This is a genomic window from Aeromonas sp. MR19 (assembly GCF_963899305.1).
GTDB lineage: Bacteria > Pseudomonadota > Gammaproteobacteria > Enterobacterales > Aeromonadaceae > Aeromonas > Aeromonas bestiarum.
This window is the reverse complement of sequence record NZ_CAWQWZ010000003.1, coordinates 44,361-63,060: the sequence shown is the minus strand read 5'-3', so window position 1 is coordinate 63,060 and position 18,700 is coordinate 44,361. Positions and strand designations below refer to the sequence as shown.

18 protein-coding genes and 1 pseudogene are annotated in these 18,700 nt (G+C 53.4%); 9 read left to right on the top strand and 10 right to left on the bottom strand.

The window, feature by feature from the left end; translation table 11 throughout:
- Nucleotides 1-45: 45 nt before the first annotated feature.
- Complete coding sequence (locus AACQ95_RS01810; protein ID WP_042873533.1) at nucleotides 46-459, bottom strand: Hsp20 family protein; 414 nt, start codon at nucleotides 457-459, stop codon at nucleotides 46-48.
- A gap of 280 nt (nucleotides 460-739) precedes the next feature.
- Between AACQ95_RS01810 and AACQ95_RS01805 the strand changes: the two genes are divergently transcribed.
- From AACQ95_RS01805 to AACQ95_RS01785, 5 genes are all read left to right on the top strand, one after another.
- Nucleotides 740-1,510: an MBL fold metallo-hydrolase gene (locus tag AACQ95_RS01805; protein WP_241280428.1), complete on the top strand. Its 771-nt coding sequence runs from the start codon at nucleotides 740-742 to the stop codon at nucleotides 1,508-1,510.
- 90 nt (nucleotides 1,511-1,600) lie between these two features.
- Nucleotides 1,601-2,560, top strand: a complete 960-nt coding sequence (locus AACQ95_RS01800; RefSeq protein ID WP_241280427.1) for a GlxA family transcriptional regulator — start codon at nucleotides 1,601-1,603, stop codon at nucleotides 2,558-2,560.
- Between the two features lie 71 nt (nucleotides 2,561-2,631).
- The gene (locus tag AACQ95_RS01795) at nucleotides 2,632-3,336 is read left to right on the top strand and encodes a helix-turn-helix transcriptional regulator (protein WP_241280426.1); all 705 of its coding nucleotides are present in this window, start codon (nucleotides 2,632-2,634) and stop codon (nucleotides 3,334-3,336) included.
- Between the two features lie 65 nt (nucleotides 3,337-3,401).
- Nucleotides 3,402-3,782 (top strand): VOC family protein, encoded by a 381-nt coding sequence (locus AACQ95_RS01790; protein WP_241280425.1) that lies wholly within the window; start codon nucleotides 3,402-3,404, stop codon nucleotides 3,780-3,782.
- A 627-nt stretch (nucleotides 3,783-4,409) separates the two neighbouring features.
- A complete protein-coding gene (locus tag AACQ95_RS01785) occupies nucleotides 4,410-5,324 on the top strand; it encodes a DUF6216 family protein (RefSeq protein WP_115522994.1) in 915 nt (304 codons plus the stop codon).
- On the opposite strand, the gene AACQ95_RS01780 is transcribed toward AACQ95_RS01785, so the two are convergent.
- From AACQ95_RS01780 to AACQ95_RS01755, 7 genes and pseudogenes are all read right to left on the bottom strand, one after another.
- Nucleotides 5,262-6,524, bottom strand: coding sequence for a hypothetical protein (locus tag AACQ95_RS01780; RefSeq protein ID WP_241280424.1), 1,263 nt, complete (start codon nucleotides 6,522-6,524; stop codon nucleotides 5,262-5,264). The genes AACQ95_RS01785 and AACQ95_RS01780 overlap by 63 nt on opposite strands.
- A 216-nt stretch (nucleotides 6,525-6,740) precedes the next feature.
- A pseudogene (locus AACQ95_RS22590) lies at nucleotides 6,741-7,103 on the bottom strand (hypothetical protein); the annotation flags it as partial.
- 13 nt (nucleotides 7,104-7,116) lie between these two features.
- On the bottom strand, nucleotides 7,117-8,049 hold the full coding sequence (locus AACQ95_RS01775) for a TniQ family protein (protein ID WP_241280423.1): 933 nt from the start codon (nucleotides 8,047-8,049) through the stop codon (nucleotides 7,117-7,119).
- Entirely contained in the window at nucleotides 8,040-9,020 is a 981-nt protein-coding gene (locus AACQ95_RS01770; protein WP_241280422.1) for a TniB family NTP-binding protein, read from the bottom strand. Before AACQ95_RS01770 ends, AACQ95_RS01775 begins: the two co-directional genes overlap by 10 nt.
- The gene (locus AACQ95_RS01765) at nucleotides 9,013-10,962 is read right to left on the bottom strand and encodes a Mu transposase C-terminal domain-containing protein (protein WP_241280421.1); all 1,950 of its coding nucleotides are present in this window, start codon (nucleotides 10,960-10,962) and stop codon (nucleotides 9,013-9,015) included. Before AACQ95_RS01765 ends, AACQ95_RS01770 begins: the two co-directional genes overlap by 8 nt.
- Nucleotides 10,916-11,665 (bottom strand): TnsA endonuclease N-terminal domain-containing protein, encoded by a 750-nt coding sequence (locus tag AACQ95_RS01760; RefSeq protein WP_081398604.1) that lies wholly within the window; start codon nucleotides 11,663-11,665, stop codon nucleotides 10,916-10,918. Before AACQ95_RS01760 ends, AACQ95_RS01765 begins: the two co-directional genes overlap by 47 nt.
- A gap of 166 nt (nucleotides 11,666-11,831) precedes the next feature.
- Nucleotides 11,832-12,233 (bottom strand): helix-turn-helix domain-containing protein, encoded by a 402-nt coding sequence (locus AACQ95_RS01755; protein ID WP_241280420.1) that lies wholly within the window; start codon nucleotides 12,231-12,233, stop codon nucleotides 11,832-11,834.
- A gap of 341 nt (nucleotides 12,234-12,574) precedes the next feature.
- Between AACQ95_RS01755 and AACQ95_RS01750 the strand changes: the two genes are divergently transcribed.
- From AACQ95_RS01750 to AACQ95_RS01735, 4 genes are all read left to right on the top strand, one after another.
- Entirely contained in the window at nucleotides 12,575-12,994 is a 420-nt protein-coding gene (locus tag AACQ95_RS01750; protein WP_167574039.1) for a TIR domain-containing protein, read from the top strand.
- Between the two features lie 2 nt (nucleotides 12,995-12,996).
- Nucleotides 12,997-13,500 carry a toll/interleukin-1 receptor domain-containing protein gene (locus tag AACQ95_RS01745; protein ID WP_241280419.1) on the top strand — a complete coding sequence of 168 codons (504 nt, stop codon included), beginning with the start codon at nucleotides 12,997-12,999 and terminating at the stop codon, nucleotides 13,498-13,500.
- Between the two features lie 78 nt (nucleotides 13,501-13,578).
- On the top strand, nucleotides 13,579-13,950 hold the full coding sequence (locus tag AACQ95_RS01740) for a TIR domain-containing protein (RefSeq protein WP_167574043.1): 372 nt from the start codon (nucleotides 13,579-13,581) through the stop codon (nucleotides 13,948-13,950).
- A gap of 10 nt (nucleotides 13,951-13,960) precedes the next feature.
- Nucleotides 13,961-14,935: a caspase family protein gene (locus tag AACQ95_RS01735; RefSeq protein ID WP_241280418.1), complete on the top strand. Its 975-nt coding sequence runs from the start codon at nucleotides 13,961-13,963 to the stop codon at nucleotides 14,933-14,935.
- 249 nt (nucleotides 14,936-15,184) lie between these two features.
- On the opposite strand, the gene gyrB is transcribed toward AACQ95_RS01735, so the two are convergent.
- Nucleotides 15,185-17,599, bottom strand: coding sequence for a DNA topoisomerase (ATP-hydrolyzing) subunit B (gene gyrB / locus AACQ95_RS01730; protein ID WP_043135282.1), 2,415 nt, complete (start codon nucleotides 17,597-17,599; stop codon nucleotides 15,185-15,187).
- Entirely contained in the window at nucleotides 17,596-18,699 is a 1,104-nt protein-coding gene (recF, locus tag AACQ95_RS01725) for a DNA replication/repair protein RecF (protein WP_241280417.1), read from the bottom strand. Before recF ends, gyrB begins: the two co-directional genes overlap by 4 nt.
- Nucleotide 18,700: the final 1 nt, after the last annotated feature.

Below are 18,700 nucleotides of genomic sequence, written 5' to 3'. Positions count from 1 at the left end.
CATCGGCACCCGGAAAGCTTGGTAAAAATGGATTCAAATCGGGCGTTAGCCGTTGATCTCGATCTTGCGCGGCTTCATCGCCTCGGGCACCTCACGCACCAGCTCGACGTGCAGCAGGCCGTTCTTCAGGTCGGCACCCTTCACCCGCACATAATCGGCCAGCTGGAAGCGACGCTCGAAACCCCGCTCGGCTATGCCCTGATACAGGTAGTTGCGGTCGGTCTCGGCCTGCTTGCTGCCCTTCACCGTCAGCAGGTTTTCCTGAAAGCTCAACTCCAGTTCTTCCTGGGTAAAGCCCGCCACCGCCATGCTGATGCGGTAGTCGTTGTCACCCAGCTGCTCTATGTTGTAGGGGGGATATCCGGCATTGCCATTGCTGGCCGCAGATTCGATGAGATTGGCCAGACGATCGAAACCGATGGCAGAACGATAGAGCGGAGAAAAGTCGATAGAACGCATAGTATTACCCTCTTGTGAGCGATAACGGATGGTTTGCCCTCCTGTCGGACGGGCGTCTGGTCGAAACCTCTGTCGAGCGTTCCGGCCTTGTTACCTATATAGGGTCCGGCTTTTTGCTTTCAAGGGCGAGAATCAAAGAAATTTTTCGAGTTTGTCCGACGCACAACTGTATCGTTCAGCTGGCCCGATAGGATCGATAATCGACCCGCGGGCCACTCATGGCTCCCCGCATCCCCCGTCATACTGGTTGCACACCTCGCCGCTATCACGGAGCTACACAATGCAGATTACCCAGGTTCGCAACGCCACCCTGCTGATCGACTACGCCGGCACCCGCTTTCTGATCGACCCCATGCTGGCAGCGAAGGGCACGCTGTCCGCCTTCGCCGGAACAGCCAACAGCCACCTGCGCAACCCGCTGGTCGAGCTACCCCTGCCCCTGGCGGAGATACTCGATGTGGATGCGGTGATCGTCACCCACGATCACCTGGACCACTGGGACCCGGTCGCTCAGCAGCAGATCCCCAAGCATCTGCCGCTGTTTGTGCAACATCAGAAAGATGCCGACACCATCTGCGCTAGTGGCTTCAAGGATGTGCGCCTGCTGAGCGAGCAGGCCGAATTTGCCGGCATCCGCCTGCAGCAGACCAAGGGGCAACACGGCAACGATCAGGTCATGGCGGTGTTGGCCGAGCGGCTGGGTGAGGTGTGCGGTGTGGTCTTCTCCCACCCGCAAGAGAAAACCCTCTATTTGGCGGGTGATACCGTCTGGAACGAAATGGTCGCACAGAGCCTGCGACAACACGGGCCTGAGGTGATCATCCTCAACTGTGGCGATGCCCAGGTGCCGGGGTTGGGCTCCATCATCATGGGCAAGGAGGATGTGCGGGCCGTCTATCAGGCCGCGCCACAGGCCACCCTGATTGCCAGCCACATGGAGGCGGTCAATCATGCCGTACTGTCACGCAAGGAGTTGCGCGACTATCTGGCCGAGCACGACATGGCGGATCGGGTGCGGGTGCCGGAAGATGGCGACATGATCTCGCTGTGATAACTGGGGCCGTGCATCCGCATGGCCCTTCGGCTTTCAGCTGCCAGCGCATATCATGGTTGCTCATCGCACAAAGAGGAGGCCAGCGTCATGCCCATCCCGATAGTTGCCGTCGTGGCCTTCGACCACTTCAGCCCCTTTCACTGCTCAGTACCCTGCCTCATCTTCGGTGACATACTGCCGGGTCAGCCCCTGTTCGAACTCAGGCTCTGTGCCGGGGATGGCAAGGCCAGCTCGCATTCGTCACAGGGGTTCAGCATCCAGGCACCTCACGGGCTGGAGGCCCTAGCCGAGGCGGACATCATTGTCATTCCCTTCTGGCGAGACCCGGCCGAGCGCCCGGCCCAGCCACTGCTGGATGCCCTGATGGCGGCTCATGCCAGAGGGGCCCAGGTGGTGGGACTCTGCCTCGGCACCTATGTGCTCGCCTATGCCGGCTTGCTCAATGGACGCAAGGCCTCGACCCATTGGGAGTACGAGCAGGATTTCCTCCGCCGCTTTCCCTGCGTGCGACTCGATACCAACGCCCTCTATGTGGATGATGAGGGGCTGGTCACCTCGGCTGGCACAGCTGCCGGACTGGATTGTTGCCTCTATCTGGTACGCCAGCACCATGGCAGTGCCATCGCCAACCAGGTGGCACGACGACTGGTGATCCCGCCCCACCGGGAAGGTGGCCAGGCCCAGTTCATCCAGCAGCCGGTCTCCGCCTCTACCCGGGACACCAGGATGAACCAGCTGCTCGATCACCTGCGAGCCCACCTGCCGGAGCCCCATACCCTCGACAGCCTGGCGGCCCACAGCCTGATGAGTCGGCGCACTTTTACCCGCCGCTTTCATCAGGCCACCGGCCTCTCCGTCGGAGAGTGGCTGCTGATCGAGCGGCTCAGGCGTTGCCAGGAGCTGCTGGAAGCCAGCACCCACCCCATAGAACGCATCGCCGAACTGGTGGGTTTCAAGACAGCCACCTCACTGCGCCAGCACTTTCGGGCCCGCTTCGAGGTTTCGCCGAGCGAATGGCGGCGGTCTTTTCGTGGCAGCCGGGAGTGAGCCTCTCACCTCACCCTGTTCCGGTTCGCCCAAACATGGCACCCTAACCGCAGATCCCAAGGAGCCATGCCATGTCCCGTTCCGAACGTCTGCTGGCCCTGCTCCAGCTGTTGCGCGATCACCGTTACGCCATCACAGGCACAGAGCTGGCCAACCGGCTCGGCATCAGCCTGCGCACCCTCTACCGGGACATAGCGACCCTGCAATCCCAGGGGGCGCATATCGAGGGTGAGCCCGGTATCGGCTATGTGCTGCGCCCCGGCTTCATGCTGCCACCGCTGATGTTCAGCGAAGAGGAGCTGGAAGCCCTGGTGCTGGGCTCCCGCTGGGTGGCCGAACATGCCGACAGCACCCTGAGTGCCGGTGCCCGCAGTGCGCTGGCCAAGATAGAGGCCGTGCTGCCCGCCGAGTACCGCCAGCAGCTCCACGCCAACACCCTGCTGATCGGCTCATCCCGCAGCGACGCCTGCACCGATGAGGCTCCCCTGCGCAGTGCCATCCGTCAACAGCGCAAGGTAACCCTGAGCTATCGCGATCTGAGAGAAGCGAGTTCCGAGCGCACCGTCTGGCCATTTGCCCTCGGCTATTTCGAGCAGGTGCGGGTCCTGGTGGCCTGGTGCGAGCTGCGGCAGGACTTTCGCCACTTTCGGGTGGATCGCATCAGCCGGCTGAAGCTGGAGGAGATCGGCTATCCCAGGAGCCGGACTATCCTGCTCAAGGAGTGGCGCGCCACCCAGCAGATCCCGCAGCCACAATTCATTGCTGACAGAAACTGACAGCGGCTGGCGCCATGCTGACGGGGTCGGCGCAGATGCGCCATCCCGAAACAAGGAGTGTCACCATGCTTGTTCCCCAGTTCACCATCCTCTATGTCGCCAATCCGGCTCGCAGCGCCCGCTTCTATCGCGAGCTGTTTGGTCGTTCGCCGGTGGAGGAGTCCCCCACCTTCGCCATGTTCGTGTTTGAGTCAGGCGCCAGGCTGGCGCTCTGGTCCAGTGCCACGGTTGAGCCCAAGGTCACGCAAGGAGCCGGAGCCATGGAGCTGGCCTTCCCTCTGCCAGATGATGCCAGCGTCGATGCCGAGTTTGCGAAATGGCAGGCTCGCGGCCTCACCATCACCCAGTCGCCGATCCGACTGGAATTTGGTTACACCGGCATGGCGCTCGATCCGGATGGCCATCGGCTGCGCCTCTACTGCCCGGCCCCCGAACTGGGCACATGATAAACAGCCACAAGGGTTTGGTTGCCAATGGTCGGAGGGCGCGATGTTTCACGTGGAACATCCATGACGAGGCGAGACAATCCTGGGCCAGACTGCCGAACGGATAACGCAATACCGCTGACGACAGATGTAAAAAAGCCGCTCACAAGGAGCGGCTTTTGCTGTCTGACTGTCGGATCTCACTCCTACTGAAAATCACCATTCAATGAAAACAGCCACTTATCGGCCTTCGTGCGCACGAAAAATCTCATCAATGTTGCAATGAATCTTACGAAATCTCATAAGCCATGAAAAGCCTTAAATTTCAGTTAGTTATGAACAAACCTGATGACTTGAGCAATTCCAAGGAGATTATGGCTTTTCCCGCAGCGGTTTCGGGTCAGTTGGAGAGCTCGGTTCCTGAAGATCTGAATCTTTACTCTGCTTCCGGCGCTTGAACACCTCTTTCACCCATTGGCCTGCCCGCTTCATCTCATTCCTGAGATCTTCTATTTCTTGCTCTGTTAGACGCCGATAACTCATCTCGTAACCTCCTTAGCCCCCCCGGCTCAGAAGTGATTCCGCTGAGGCGTGCTACACGGTAGTCTATGCGATTCGAAACCATCTGATACACAAGGAGTTATCGTCATGGAAGAATCTGTTTTCGGAATGGTCATTGATATCTCGGGCTTACCCGGCCCGTTGTTGAATATGGCCATACTTGTAGTCTCTTTTATCGGATTGCGACTCTTTTTCCACTATAGAGCAGGAACCTCATATGGTTTTGTAAGCAGGCTGTATGCATTACTTGTAGGTCGCTCAGAGTACCAAGACGACACCCTTGCCGAATTCTGGCGACGCAATAAGGAACTTGAGCGTTTTAATGCGATTTTCAACTTCAAAGCCAAATCGTTAGATGACGCTCATAAGCTCATTAAATGGTTCGACGAATATGACTTGGACCATAAAAAATTCGCCCGCCTTAAGGGCTGGTTTGACATTGAAAAGCTGGAAATAAAGAAAGCGACTAGAACCCAAGCTGTTGGCTTCATGCTTTTGGGGATTGCGTTTGCTTTGGTGTCGGTCCCGCCGCTCGACCTTGGGTTAAGAAATGCTGCGTTGATCAAGTTCAAAGGCGAATCCCAATGGATCTGGCTGGATCATGACCAAGCGTACAACTCCCCCTACAATCTCACCAAAGACTGGCGGTTCACCGCACGAACCTGCTCACAGGAAACATTCAGTGCAGAGTCAGCAGCTAAAGAGACTCAATTAAAGACCGAAACCATCGCCAGCATTTGCGATTCGTTCACCAATGCAGCCGACGCGGCACGTATCGACGAGATTATAAAAGGTCAAAAAATATTCTTGGTGTTTGCTCTCCAGTTCATAATCTTTGCAATTTCGTCATTCACTGAGATCTTCCGAAGGCTGACGGCTGTTGAAACAGCTGCGTATCTAGCCAATAGGAAACGGATCAAGGCCGAAGCCAACGAACAATCATCCAGCTCCAACGCTCGAAATACAGAGCCCACGCAAGAAACCTCTGAGGTTGCTAGCTAGGTACACCTTCTGCCGCATCTGCTGATCCCAAACAGCATCAATCGGCTGAATCCCCCGAGAAGCCAAGTCGTTCATCACACTGGCCGAACTCCGACCGGCTTCTCGGGCCAGGTCACGCAGCAAGACATACTCCGAGCAGAACTTGTCTATCGAGTGCTGGCTGACCAGTTGCCCCGACGAATGGTTGCTGGAATATGTTTCAAGAAGACCTGTATTGGCGAGCTGGTAAGCAAACTCCTGATGAATCCCCATACGCTTCGCGGCTTCGGTTATCGAAAAGAGCTCAGAATCGGAAGATCGCTCCCGATACCAATCTTCGAACTGGTGACTATCGAAAACCAGCTCCCGGATTGTTGGCTTTGGGCTCGACGCATATGCACCCAACAAGCCCTGTTTGATCGCCTCGATGATGATCACCAACGGCTCTTTCACCCCTGCTCGAAACCGCCTCAGCGCCTGATTCATGGTCATAGCCTCGAGAGGTGCTGAACTGCTGTGAGCAAGCGACTTCAGAAACCCGGACAACTGCGCCATTGAAAAGGCCCAAACGCCCCTGGAGGCTGATCCTGGAGCCTTCTGGTATGTGATATATCCATTCTGGCGTAGCTGTCCGAACTGCTTCTTGGTAACGCCGAGATAGTCAGCCGCATCCTTAGCTGTTAGGGAGTTGGCCAGCCATTCCTTAAGCCTCACCACATCCGGCTTCCACACCAGTACCGATTCTCGCTTTGGCCCCTGTACTGACATACTGCGTACATCATCATCCGCAATAGCACGCCTCATGTGGGATTTGGGAACTGCGAACTCCCGGCAAGCAGCTTGCAGCGCGAGCCATGGGTGGGACTGGATGGTTCGATCCTTGAAGAGTGAGTTCCGGCGGCTCAAAGCCTTTGGCCAGTGCTCATTGAGATACTGTTCCAGCAGTTGCTTGTAGGGGTCGAAGCAGCCATCCTCAAAAGACCCGTAGAACGCTTTATAGAATCGACTTAGCCGCCGTTCTCCTTGCTCAGAGGCGCTCACCGAAAAGGATGTGTCGAGGAACTTGGTAAAGCCCTCGGACCCACCAAACAGCGCATCTGCTACTTGGGTCATCACGTCGGCTGACGTATCCATATGAAGCACCCTCGTGTCGATGCCGGTCTTACCCATACCGTCACGACCGACAAAACGAGCAAACAACAGAATGAGCTCTGATCGCATTTGGAGATCCAGGTTGTGCCCTGCGGCTATCAAAGCCCTTGATACGGAGCCTTGCTCCAACCATCCTTGCTGTCGTCTCACAGCTTCTGGGGCCAGGCACAGGGCTGATTCAGATAGATCTGCACCACACTTACAAAGCTTGGTACTGCGAGCCTTGAACAGCATTGGGCTGTTACAGGCCGGACAGGTATCTCTAAGCCAGCCTCCATGTTCAGCACACACCACTGACGCTTTCAGATGCCACGCAGCCTTCCATCGTTGCGTTTCCCTGATACAGACGGGGCAATAACGTAAGCGACCCAGGCGGTGGCTCTGATCGACCAAACAAACCGCCGCCGAGATCGATGACGTTTCTGTCCCCCAACCAGTCCAACCCACTCCTGCGAGCAGGTCATGGTACAAATGCAGCTCCGATAGTCTCGGTAGTTGCCCCACTGCGCACATCCAGCGGGTAGAGCCATAGCAATTCAGTTCCGCCAAGCGAACCAAATAACCTATCGGTGACTCGTCCGGGCAGCTGGCAGGATAGATCGGAGGGTATATCAATGCACAGCCGTGACTTATGACTGGTGCCCGCATACCCTCCAGGCCCTTACTTCGGGTCATGCGGCAGCACCTGCCACTCGGCGTACTCCCATAGGTCGGCGATATCGGATGACCGGCCCTGTTCCTGGTCTAAGGCCTTTCTCAGATACACCCAGTAGCTGAGAGCCTGGTGCTTCAGAGTGTCGAAGCACGGTTGTGGAAAGTCGATATTCAGCCGCAGAACAAACTTCAATATGAGAGATGTGTAATACTCGGGACTATCTAGCTGAGACAAGCGGAACAGAAAGGTATCCAACCCCTCAGGCTGAAACAGCAGCTCAGCGGCATTCACAAGGTGAATCCGCGCCGTGCCGCACTGCTTCAGCTCGCGATTGAAGTTATGCACCGTGAGCTTCGGATAGTCTAACCAGTTACACAACAAGCTGATCAGCGCGGTCCGGGCCGGGTAATCCAGACCGTGTTCCATGGGGAGTATCGAATACGCTCCGTCCGGCACAGATCCTTCATCCAGGAACAGCTGCATTTGCTCGATGGGACTATCGATTATCTCCGCAGGCGCGTCAGCTAACCGCGCACCACAGGCACAGTACGATAGGTTCGTTGATGCCAATGGGAGCCGGGAATGACAGCTTGGGCACCGATCAACCAGCCAGATTTGGTGCTTGGTGCAAGCGCAGGATACCCAGCTTTGCCAAGCGCTACGCCAATAGCCTCTCTCCGCGATGCAAAGCGGACAATATCTGAGGTGTTGGGTATTCGCACCAACGGCACTAGCTGTTGGCTGACTACCTGCCCAATCAGCGGCTGATAGCTCAGCAACGGAGAGCGCGGGGGTTTGAAGTACGCATCGTGACGACAGGTTCCTGAATAACCAGGTTGGGCTTTCGTACTGATTCAGTTCCGCCAGACGCTTCAAATATCCATAAGGCAGTTCGTCCGGGAAGCGATCTGGATGCAGCGGTGGTTTGATCAACTCCATGACTCTCCTCCTGTCTTGGAAGCCCGTACAGCAGAAGCAGGCTCGAACAGATTAAATGGCATTCCGGGGCTATCGAGCCGCTTCCAACAGAACCCATCATTGAAGGGGTTCAGCACGCCCTTACCTTCGTGCCACACCCAATCGACAAATGCCCTTCCGAGTACGGAGCGATCGATGGCCGGCACGGAGTGCTGAGTAGCCCAGGCGTAGCTCCCCGTCATCAACCGAACGACGTAATCGATAATGCCATTTGTGGCGAAGTGGAAACGTCTTAACAGGTCGCCATCCAGCTGCAAGGGCCTCTTTAAACCAAGCTTTTGATCGAAGTGGGTAATTACACCAGCAAAGATCGACTGTTCATGCGGCGATTCGATGGAGAACGGATTCAACTCTAGGCGCCGCCCATAGCGACGTCTCAGTTGCTCGTTTACCTGGAGGATCTGTTCACAGCGCGGAAGGCCCATCAGCACCGTCGAGACCTGGGACTGATCAATCAGTGTCTTCAACCAATCCGAAACCTCCAAAGGCGCTCTGCGGCGGCCTCGGTCGATGAAGTGCTGGAGTTCATCCACAATGATCAGCCGCACCTGCTTCTCTTTGATTAGGTTGAGAATCCGGTTTGTTTTGTCGATAGCAGACCCGCGCATAAAACAGGGTTCCCCCAACTGAACCAGCATCGCTTCTGCCATATTGCGTATGGTTGGCTGCGATGGTGTATCCACACAGAGCACAGGCAGTAACTCGCGGTCTGGCAGTAGTTCGGGTGGGTACTCATCGAATATCAGGGACTTCAGCGTCGACTTGCCGGTACCGGACTGGCCGACGCACAGCAGATGCTGAGGAAACCCTACCTGGGCACTCATCAAGTAGGCATCCCGAATAGCATCGAAAGCCGTCTGGCATTGAGGGTGGAAGATCACAACTTTTCGGAGTTCAGCGATTTTCTGATGGATGTTTAGGCTGTCAGTCATCGCCTTGCCCCCTCGTCACCACCTTGAAGTTCAGGGGCTCGAAGAGTGACTCAGCAGTCGTATCAGACTCCTTGGGGCGCTCCAGTGCCGGGTTTGAGCTCCAGGAAGGAGGAACAGGCATGGCGTCCCTGGCGGCTTTCTTACGTTCGCGAATCAGCTTGTTGCGGCTCAGATCCTCAATCTTCTGCTGGAACCTGGCCTTGCTCTCCAGTAGCGCCTCCTCGTCCTGTTCATCCAGTCCGCGCTGCTTAGTGTCCTTCAGGATCTGATCGTGTTGACGTAGCGTCAGGCCTTCCGCGTAGTCAGGGTTGGTACAGGGCACATGGATGTAATCCCCCTGCAGCTCGTCATAAACCCATACCGCGCCCATATCTTCCGGGTCGTAGCGCACCGACACGTCATACCGGGCGTTCGAGCGTATGCGCAAAAGCCCAAGTTCCGCCGAGTTATAGAACAGGTGATACACCTGAACGCCCTGATGGGAAAGTCGGCGGGTCGTTTCCTTGGTGAGGATCAAGTTCAGCTGCATCAGGCTCTCAGGCAACATTGGCTCCACCATACCGAGTCCATCCTTCCACATCGCTGTTGGCATTCGATGCGTGGCTCTGTGCACCTCTTGGTGGTAGATATCGATAACCCACTCATGGATAAGCGATTTCAGATCAGCCAGAGTGATCCGTGCCATGTCGGCGGAGTTGTAGTCACCACGATGCACAATGTTAGAGAAAGTGGTGCCAGGGATACGGTGGCAGACCGCTCGGTTTAACGTGCCTAAAAAACGCTCCACGGCCCCTTTGTAGTGGGGTTGCTGCTTGGGGCAGAACTGAAGCTCAATATTGAGCTCGGCGCAGACGCGCCTCAGTTGATGGGAGTGAAACTCCAAACCGTTATCGCAGATCAGAGTGTGAGGAATCCCGTACGCTGGCCATTCATAGCAAATATCCGGGTAATGCTCTTTAACGTAGGCTTTGGACAGAATCGCGTGACGTAAGGCCCTCATCACCGACAGCTCTGAGGGCGGCTCAAACCCGATGGAAAAACCCAACACCATACGTGAGTGACGGCACAACAGGAGGGTCAGGGTAGGTCGGCCATCCGCCAGACCTGTCCGCTCGTTAATAACAATCACATCCAGAGGGGTATGATCGACCTCGACCCTTTCAAGAATGTGCTGTGTAACCGCCCCGGCGCCGGTTGCCCGAAAATGCTTATCGGCGGCTCGCTTCCCTTCTCTGGCTGCCATGGCATCGTATTTATCGATCTGATCTACGATCCGGTAGAACTGGGCGCGGCTCGGAATCTTTAACGGCTTGAGCCGCTCCGCATTAAGCTCGTTGATACGGTGGCGAAAAGCATCGTAGACAGCCTGTATGGGTAGCTTTTCCCTAGAAAACCATAAGCGCTCAACGAGTGCATGAAGTTCATCCATCATGTCTTTGGAGAATTTTCTTTGAGTAGAAGGCTTTTGGTATTGGGGGGCCAAACACATCAGGTCTTGGCCGGATTCTAGCCACCGCCTCCACCAACGATAAACCGTTGTCGCGCTAGGGGGCCTGATTTCCCCAATATTAGCGGAAACAGTTTCGATAACGGGCCCCAGACCTGCCGCTTTAGGCTCCTTCCCAAGCCGACTGATGGCCTCCTTGATGTATTCGTACTTACGCAGAACCTCTTCGCGCTGTGACTTGGATAACGCCTTTAAATCGCGTGAAGGTCGGGAGCTCAATCCTGCATCGGAATTCGACTCCCGGTTGTTGGGAGACTCAATGCTCAGCTCTCCTGCTGCCAGTAAAGCGGCCAATTCTGGCTTAGTCTTAACAAGAACTCCGCCATCGGACAGCCGCTCCAGGTAGCACTCTCCTGATACCAGAATCCTATCGATGCGGTATCGCGTGCTATTCAAAGTCAGGCGCAGTCCGGTATGAAAAGAGGCAAGTTTCATGGCCGATACCCTCCGGCGAATGCAATGTGGTAGTAGGAGAAAAAGGAGTGAGAAGATCGACGTGCAGGACTTGCTGGGCAATCAGCGCATAGACCTGTGTTGGTGAGTTCAGTAGCTCGGCTAATTGTTCGAAAGTGACGGAACCTATAGCACGGAGCCAATGCCCAATTCGCAACCACACCTCATCAGGTACATGGACACGTTGATGGGCCCTGAGTAACTTCAGGTTACGTTGTAAGGTCGGGTGGTGAAGTTCTATATCCGTGATAACGCCAAATTGTTGGCCGTGCATCTCCCAAAATCTTGCAACCTGCTGAAACCGTCTTTTGACAGAATGACCTTGGAGCTTGGCAAAAGGCTTAACCTCCAAGTACATCGATCTGCCGTCATGAAACCTCAGCTCAAAATCAGGGGTATAACGCCGCATTTGACCATCGCTTTCGAAGTAGATAGTGATCGGCTGTTCTCGATAACTCACCACATCAGCTGAAAACTCAAATAGAGCGCAAGCTTTCTGCTCCAGTTGTGATTCCCAGGCAACGAGTCGGTTGTTCTTCGTTGACGGGTAGAACCCGACAACTCGCCCAGTTGTCGGCCGAACCGGCTCACGAACGCGAACATCTTTACGTTGTCGCACAGATTTTTGGCATAGCTTCGCCTTCTGCCTTGTGCCAAACGGCACGACAGTGTTCTTTGAAGACATAAGTTCCCCTTACTCTGACGAGTAACGAAGTTAACTAGCTGGATTAATGTCTAGGCAGGCAGATTGACGCCAATGGAGCAAGTGGAGATACTTAGATTTCTGACGTCGTGAGTACCATTACTTGCGCCAAATAGCGGGACAATCCACCCGGTGCGTCCCGTTATATCTACATTGCAATACCCTCCTGAGAGTTGACCCCCAAGCCAATAACCTTCCGTATGATCAGTACCTGGTCTTCATTCAGCGTACCTAAGTGATTTCGTAAATCGTGGACCATTTCAAACTCATCTTGAGACATACCTTCGGGCAAACGGAACGTCATCTCTGATAGCTCAACAGAGCGCCACAGCCCTTCTTGCTCGTCTCGAGATAAGTTCAAGTTCTTGATTAGCCGATTGAGCACTTCTGACGATGGTGGCCCCTTACGCCCTCGCTCAAGAGTGCTTACATAGCAAGGATTGATGCCCATCAGATCCGCAAGCTGTTTTTGCTGCATACGGCGACTACGCCGGAGATTTTCAAGATAGATACCGAAGGGAGTCATAAACACACGCCCAGATTTGTGCATTTACTGTCCAGAATATAGGAAAAAGAACTCAAAAAACAATCACAAAAAAGACAAAAAACCAACAATATCAATATGATATATATCGACCATCAACATCATGCATTTTGATTAATAACATCTGTTATTGTTTTGATCACTTATGTGTCGTTGTTTGATCGAAATACAACTCATTTTGCTTGTAAAACAATCTTTCTGATACATCAAACGTTTATATTGAGCGCCTCAATTGGATCGAGTATCTTGGGTGCTGTATGTAAACACAGCATCATATGTAGTGTCATAGTTACAACTGACATCAGTATGTTGTGCTTTTGGCGATCCAAACTAAGAAGGTGCTTCTGATGGCTCTATACAATCTCTTTATCAGTCATAGTTGGGCATATGGTGATGCATACGTCAGAGTATGTGAAATGCTTGACTCTCAAGTGACAACCAATGGTTTCAACTACAAGAACTACAGTGTCCCAAAAGATGACCCCATACATAACGCACCAAGTGCTGCAAAGCTGAAAGAGGCCATCAGAGCACAAATCAAACCCGCATCTGTAGTTGTCATTATGGCAGGAGTTTATTCCACCTACAGCAAGTGGATTAATATAGAGATTGAACTTGCTCAAGAAATGGGGAAAAAAATATTAGCTATTGAGCCATGGGCGTCAGAGAAAACATCTAAAACAGTAAAAGATGCTGCGAATAAAATTGTTGGTTGGAATAGCAAGTCTATTGTTGATGGAATAATAAATCTAGCGGAGAACAAGTAATAATGCCAGTATTCATTAGCTATAGACATACAGACCGAGATCACGCCTTTAAAATAGATCAACGATTGAAGGTTGCTGGAATTAAAACCTATCTTGATGTGTTGGATGAAGAATCCAGACAAGGTGCTGACGAAATAACAGACATCATAACTAAGCGTATGAGTGAATGCACTCATTTGTTAGCTATTATTTCTGATGATACATCGAAATCTTGGTGGGTTCCCTTTGAAATTGGTGAAGCTACATATGCAGAAAACCGTATTGCTACATTTCAATTGAATATTCTTGACTATCAACTCCCATCCTATTTGAAAAAATGGCCTAAAATAAAAAATCTAAATCAAATTGAGCACTTCATTTCATCTTATAAGAATGACATGAAGTATACGCCAATGATGGAAAGCCTTTCTGGAAATGAGGAGTACCGGAGAATATACAAATCTCGCGGGTATACTACAACCGCTGATGAGTTTCACAGAGTACTTAAGCAGAGTTTGGGACAATAAAACACGGGGGCAATTAAAGCCCCCTATTTTATTTTACACGAAATGAAACATATTCGCCAAACGATTCAGGATGAAACCATGACTTCTAAAAAAACTATTTTCGTAGCTTTTGCCATTGAAGATGAAAGGCAGAGAGATTTCTTAAAAGGACAGTCATTAAATACAAACTCACCATTTGAGTATATCGATATGTCCGTAAAAGAAGCCTATGAAACAGAATGGAAGAGTAAGGTGAGAACTCGCATTAAAAGATCTGATGGAGTAATTGCACTCATAAGTAAAAACTCTCTCAACTCTAGCGGACAGATGTGGGAAATCACATGCGCAAGGGAAGAAGGCAAGAAAGTTATTGGTATTTGGGCATACTCCGATGACAGAACAAATATTGAAGGTGTGAGAACCGTAGTTTGGTCATGGGATGCCATTAAAAACTTCATAAATAGTCTGTAAGGATCTGCTCATGAGAATCGCATTAATCGTTGGTATAAATTATTATGAACATGGAAGTCATCTATATGGGTGTGTTAATGATGCACATTCAGTAAAGGCAATCTTAGAAAGACATGATGGTGGCTCTGTTAATTTTGACTGTCAATTACTTGCAGGAACAGGACCAACTGAGAAAGTTAATCGAGGCCAATTAAAAGACCAAATATCTAAACTTTTCAGTACTGATGCAGATATTGCATTATTTTATTTCGCGGGGCACGGTCACATAGAACCTACAGGTGGATACTTGCTGACATCTGATGCTTCACGTGGTGATGAAGGTGTTTCACTTACTGAAATATTGACTCTTGCAAATAAAGCACCTGCAAAAAACAAAATTATTATTCTTGATAGCTGCCACTCAGGTATTGCCGGAACTCCCCCTGAGGCAGGACAACTCGCCACTCTTGCAGAAGGAGTTACCGTGTTAACTGCTTCAACAAAGGATCAGTACGCATCCGAAGTAAATGGGCATGGGGTTTTTACAACATTGCTTGTTGATGCACTAAGTGGCAGTGCAGCAAACTTAACTGGAGATATAACTCCAGGCAGCATTTATGCTCATATAGACCAATCACTTGGAGCTTGGGATCAGCGACCTATTTTTAAAACGAATGTGAAGCAATTTGTATCGCTTAGAAAATCCGCCCCAGCTATATCTATTGAGGATTTAAGGAAAATTACAACATTGTTTCCTACACCCGGCTACTCATTCCCACTCGACCCAACGTTCGAACCAGAAATGAAAGGAAGAGATGAGTGGATGCCAGAACCTATTGAAGAAAACACAAGGATCTTCTCTTTACTTCAGAAATATAATCGATTAAATCTAGTTGTACCAGATGGAGCGACTCACATGTGGAATGCAGCAATGGAAAGCAAAGCATGCAGATTAACTGCTCTTGGTGAACATTACAGAAGATTGGTTGAAAGAAATAGAATTTAATTCCATTTTTATTTTCAAATAATTCAGACACAAAAAATTGCATTCCTAACAACTAGGGTTGAATTACAACCCTAGTTGTATTTATTACTACAATCCCAATGATGATCAATTTTTAAATAGCCATGGATAAAAAAGAGAGGGACATAAGTCCCTCTCTTTGGTGCTCATAACCTATTGCATTTTCAATGAGACGCCATTGCACGTATATGAGACGTCATTTCATTTGCAATGAGATCCCACATAGGTCGATTAGACGTCGAGGTTGGCGACCCGCAGGGCGTTGGTCTCGATAAAGTCACGACGAGGCTCGACCGCATCACCCATCAGGGTGGAGAAGAGCTGGTCGGCACCAACGGCGTCGTCTATGGTGACGCGCAGCATGCGGCGCGCTTCCGGATCCATGGTGGTTTCCCACAGCTGGTCCGGGTTCATCTCGCCCAGCCCTTTATAGCGCTGGATGTAGATGCCGCGCTTGCCTTCGCTCATCAGCCAGTCGACCGCTTCCACGAAGTTGGCAATCGGCTTGACCTTCTCGCCACGCTTGATGAAACCACCTTCCTCGATCAGGTTGGCGATCTCCTTGCCGAGGGAAACCAGCTGACGGTACTCACCGGACTGCAGGAAGTCATAGCTGATCGCGTATTCACGGTCGACCCCGTGCTGACGCACCACGGCGTGCGGCACGAACAGGCGGCGCTCTTCATCACGACGCACCTGGATCTGGTACTGGATACCGTGGTTGCTCTCGTTGAGCACGGCTTCCATTGCCTGACACCAGGCCAGCAGGTCGCTCTCGCTGGCCAGCAGGGTTTCGTTCAACTCAGGCTGATAGATCAGCTGGGTCAACACGGCATCCGGCGCCCGACGTGACATGCGGGTGATCAGGTGAGACACGGCACGGTGCTGGTTGACCAGACGCTCCAGCGCCTCGCCACCTATGGCCGGGGCTGACTCGTTGACGTGCAGGGTAGCACCATCCAGCGCCATGGCGGTCTGGTACTGCAGCAGCGCATCTTCGTCTTTCAGATACTGCTCCTGCTTGCCCTTCTTGACCTTGTACAAGGGCGGCTGGGCTATGTAGATGTAGCCACGCTCGATGATCTCCGGCATCTGACGATAGAAGAAGGTCAGCAACAGGGTACGGATGTGCGCACCATCGACGTCCGCATCCGTCATGATGATGATGTTGTGGTAACGCAGCTTGTCCGGGTTGTACTCGTCACGACCTATGCCGCAGCCCAGGGCCGTGATTAGGGTGCCCACCTCTTGCGAGGAGATCATCTTGTCGAAACGGGCCTTCTCCACGTTCAGGATCTTGCCCTTGAGCGGCAGTATGGCCTGGTTCTTGCGGTTGCGACCCTGCTTGGCGGAGCCGCCAGCAGAGTCCCCTTCCACTATGTAGAGTTCGGAGAGGGCCGGGTCTTTCTCCTGGCAGTCTGCCAGCTTTCCGGGCAGGCCGGCGATGTCCAGCGCACCCTTGCGGCGGGTCAGCTCGCGCGCCTTGCGGGCCGCTTCACGGGCACGGGCCGCATCGATGATCTTGTTGACCACGATCTTGGCATCGCCCGGGTTTTCCAGCAGGAACTCGCCGAGCTTCTCGCCCATCGCCTGTTCAACGGCGGTCTTCACTTCGGAAGAGACCAGCTTGTCCTTGGTCTGGGAAGAGAACTTGGGATCCGGCACCTTGACCGAGATAACCGCAATCAGACCTTCACGCACGTCGTCGCCACTGGCGGCCGACTTGGCCTTCTTGCTGTAATCCTCTTTGTCCATATAGGTGTTGAGGGTACGGGTCAGCGCGGTACGGAAGCCCACCAGGTGAGTACCACCATCCCGCTGCGGGATGTTGTTGGTGAAGCAGTAAACCCCTTCCTGATAGGCATCGTTCCACTGCATGGCGACTTCGACACCGATGCCGTCCTGCTCTGTGGAGAAGTGGAACACCTTGGGATGGATCGGGGTCTTGTTCTGGTTCAGGTATTCAACGAACGCCTTGATACCGCCCTCGTAGCAGAAATGCACCTCACGGCCATCCCGCTCGTCCTGCAGACGGATGGAGACACCGGAGTTGAGGAAGGAGAGCTCGCGCAGACGCTTGGCCAGGATCTCGTAGTGATACAGGGTATCGGTAAAGATGGTCGGGCTCGGCCAGAAGCGCACCTCGGTACCCGTGCCGCTGCTGCTGTCGCCAATCTGCTTGAGCGGCGCCTGTGGCTCACCCAGGTGATAGGTCTGCTCGTAGACATGGCCGTTGCGACGTATGGTCAGCAACAGCTTGTCAGAGAGGGCGTTAACCACTGAGACGCCCACGCCGTGCAGGCCGCCGGACACCTTGTAGGAGTTGTCATCGAACTTACCGCCGGCGTGCAGTACGGTCATGATGACCTCTGCGGCGGAGCGGCCCTCCTCCTCGTGCATGTCTACCGGGATGCCCCGGCCATTGTCACGCACGGAGACGGAACCGTCGGAATGGATCTTGACCAGAATATCGGAGCAGTAGCCAGCAAGAGCCTCGTCAATGGAGTTATCGACGACCTCAAACACCATGTGGTGCAGACCTGAGCCATCATCCGTATCGCCGATGTACATCCCCGGGCGCTTGCGGACCGCATCCAGGCCCTTCAGTACCTTGATATTCGAGGAGTCGTAAGTATTTTCACTCATAGCTTACTCTCTGCCTTCTCTAACGTTTCGGAGATCTTGCCTTGTTCCACGTGGAACAACTTGCAGTCATTCGCATCCATCATGTCTGCGAGCTGACCGGTATCGATGGCGGTGATAAACACCTGGGACGCACACTGCTTCAGCCTTGCGGCCAGCAAGCGGCGCTTGTCGACATCCAGTTCAGAGGCAAAATCGTCAATTAAAAAAATACAGCCACGGCTGCTATGTTGATTCAAATAGAGCCCTTGGGCCAGTCGCATGGCACAGACCAACAACTTCAGCTGACCCCTGGACAAAATATCCTGAGCGGGCACGCCATTCGCCTTGAGTCGCACATCGGCCTTCTGTGGGCCTACCCCTGTGTAACCCAGCGAACGATCCCGCTCAAACCCCGCCTCCAGCAAGTCGCCGAGGGGAGTCTCTTTCTCCCAGCCCCGATAGAAACCGAGACTGATGTCGAATTCCGGCAGAAAATCTGCCGTCATCTCCTTGATCAGGGGCGTAATGGCCTGACAATAACTGGCGCGAAACTCGGCCAGTTCACCCCCGAGCCGCACCAGCTCCTGATCCCAGAACGCCAGCTGGCGATACTGGGTGCTCTGGCGCAGCAGCGCATTGCGCTGTTTCAGCAGACGCCGCACTCGTCCCCACAGGGAGAAAAAGGCCGGTTCCTGATGGAAGACGCCCCAATCCAGCCAGGCCCGGCGAGCCTGGGGCCCGCCCGTCAGCAGGTTGAAGCCATCGGGATGGATCAACTGCACCGGCAACAGCTCGGCCAGATCGGCCAGTCGCTGGGCCTGGGCCCCGGCGATCTTGAGCTGGGTCTCGCCACTCTTGTCCTTGGCGAGTCCGATGGGCACCTGACGCCCCTCCAGTTCGCACTGGGCAAACAGGGTAAAGGCCCGCTCCCCCTGGCGGATGACCCGCCCGGTCAGGTGAGTACGAAAGGAGCGACCGAGACCAAGGTAGTGAATGGCTTCCAGCACGCTGGTCTTGCCGCTGCCATTGCACCCGACCAGGATGTTGAGGCCGGGGGACAGCTTGAGACTGGCCTGCTGGATATTGCGAAAGTCGCTGAGCTGGAGTTTGACCAGGGCCACG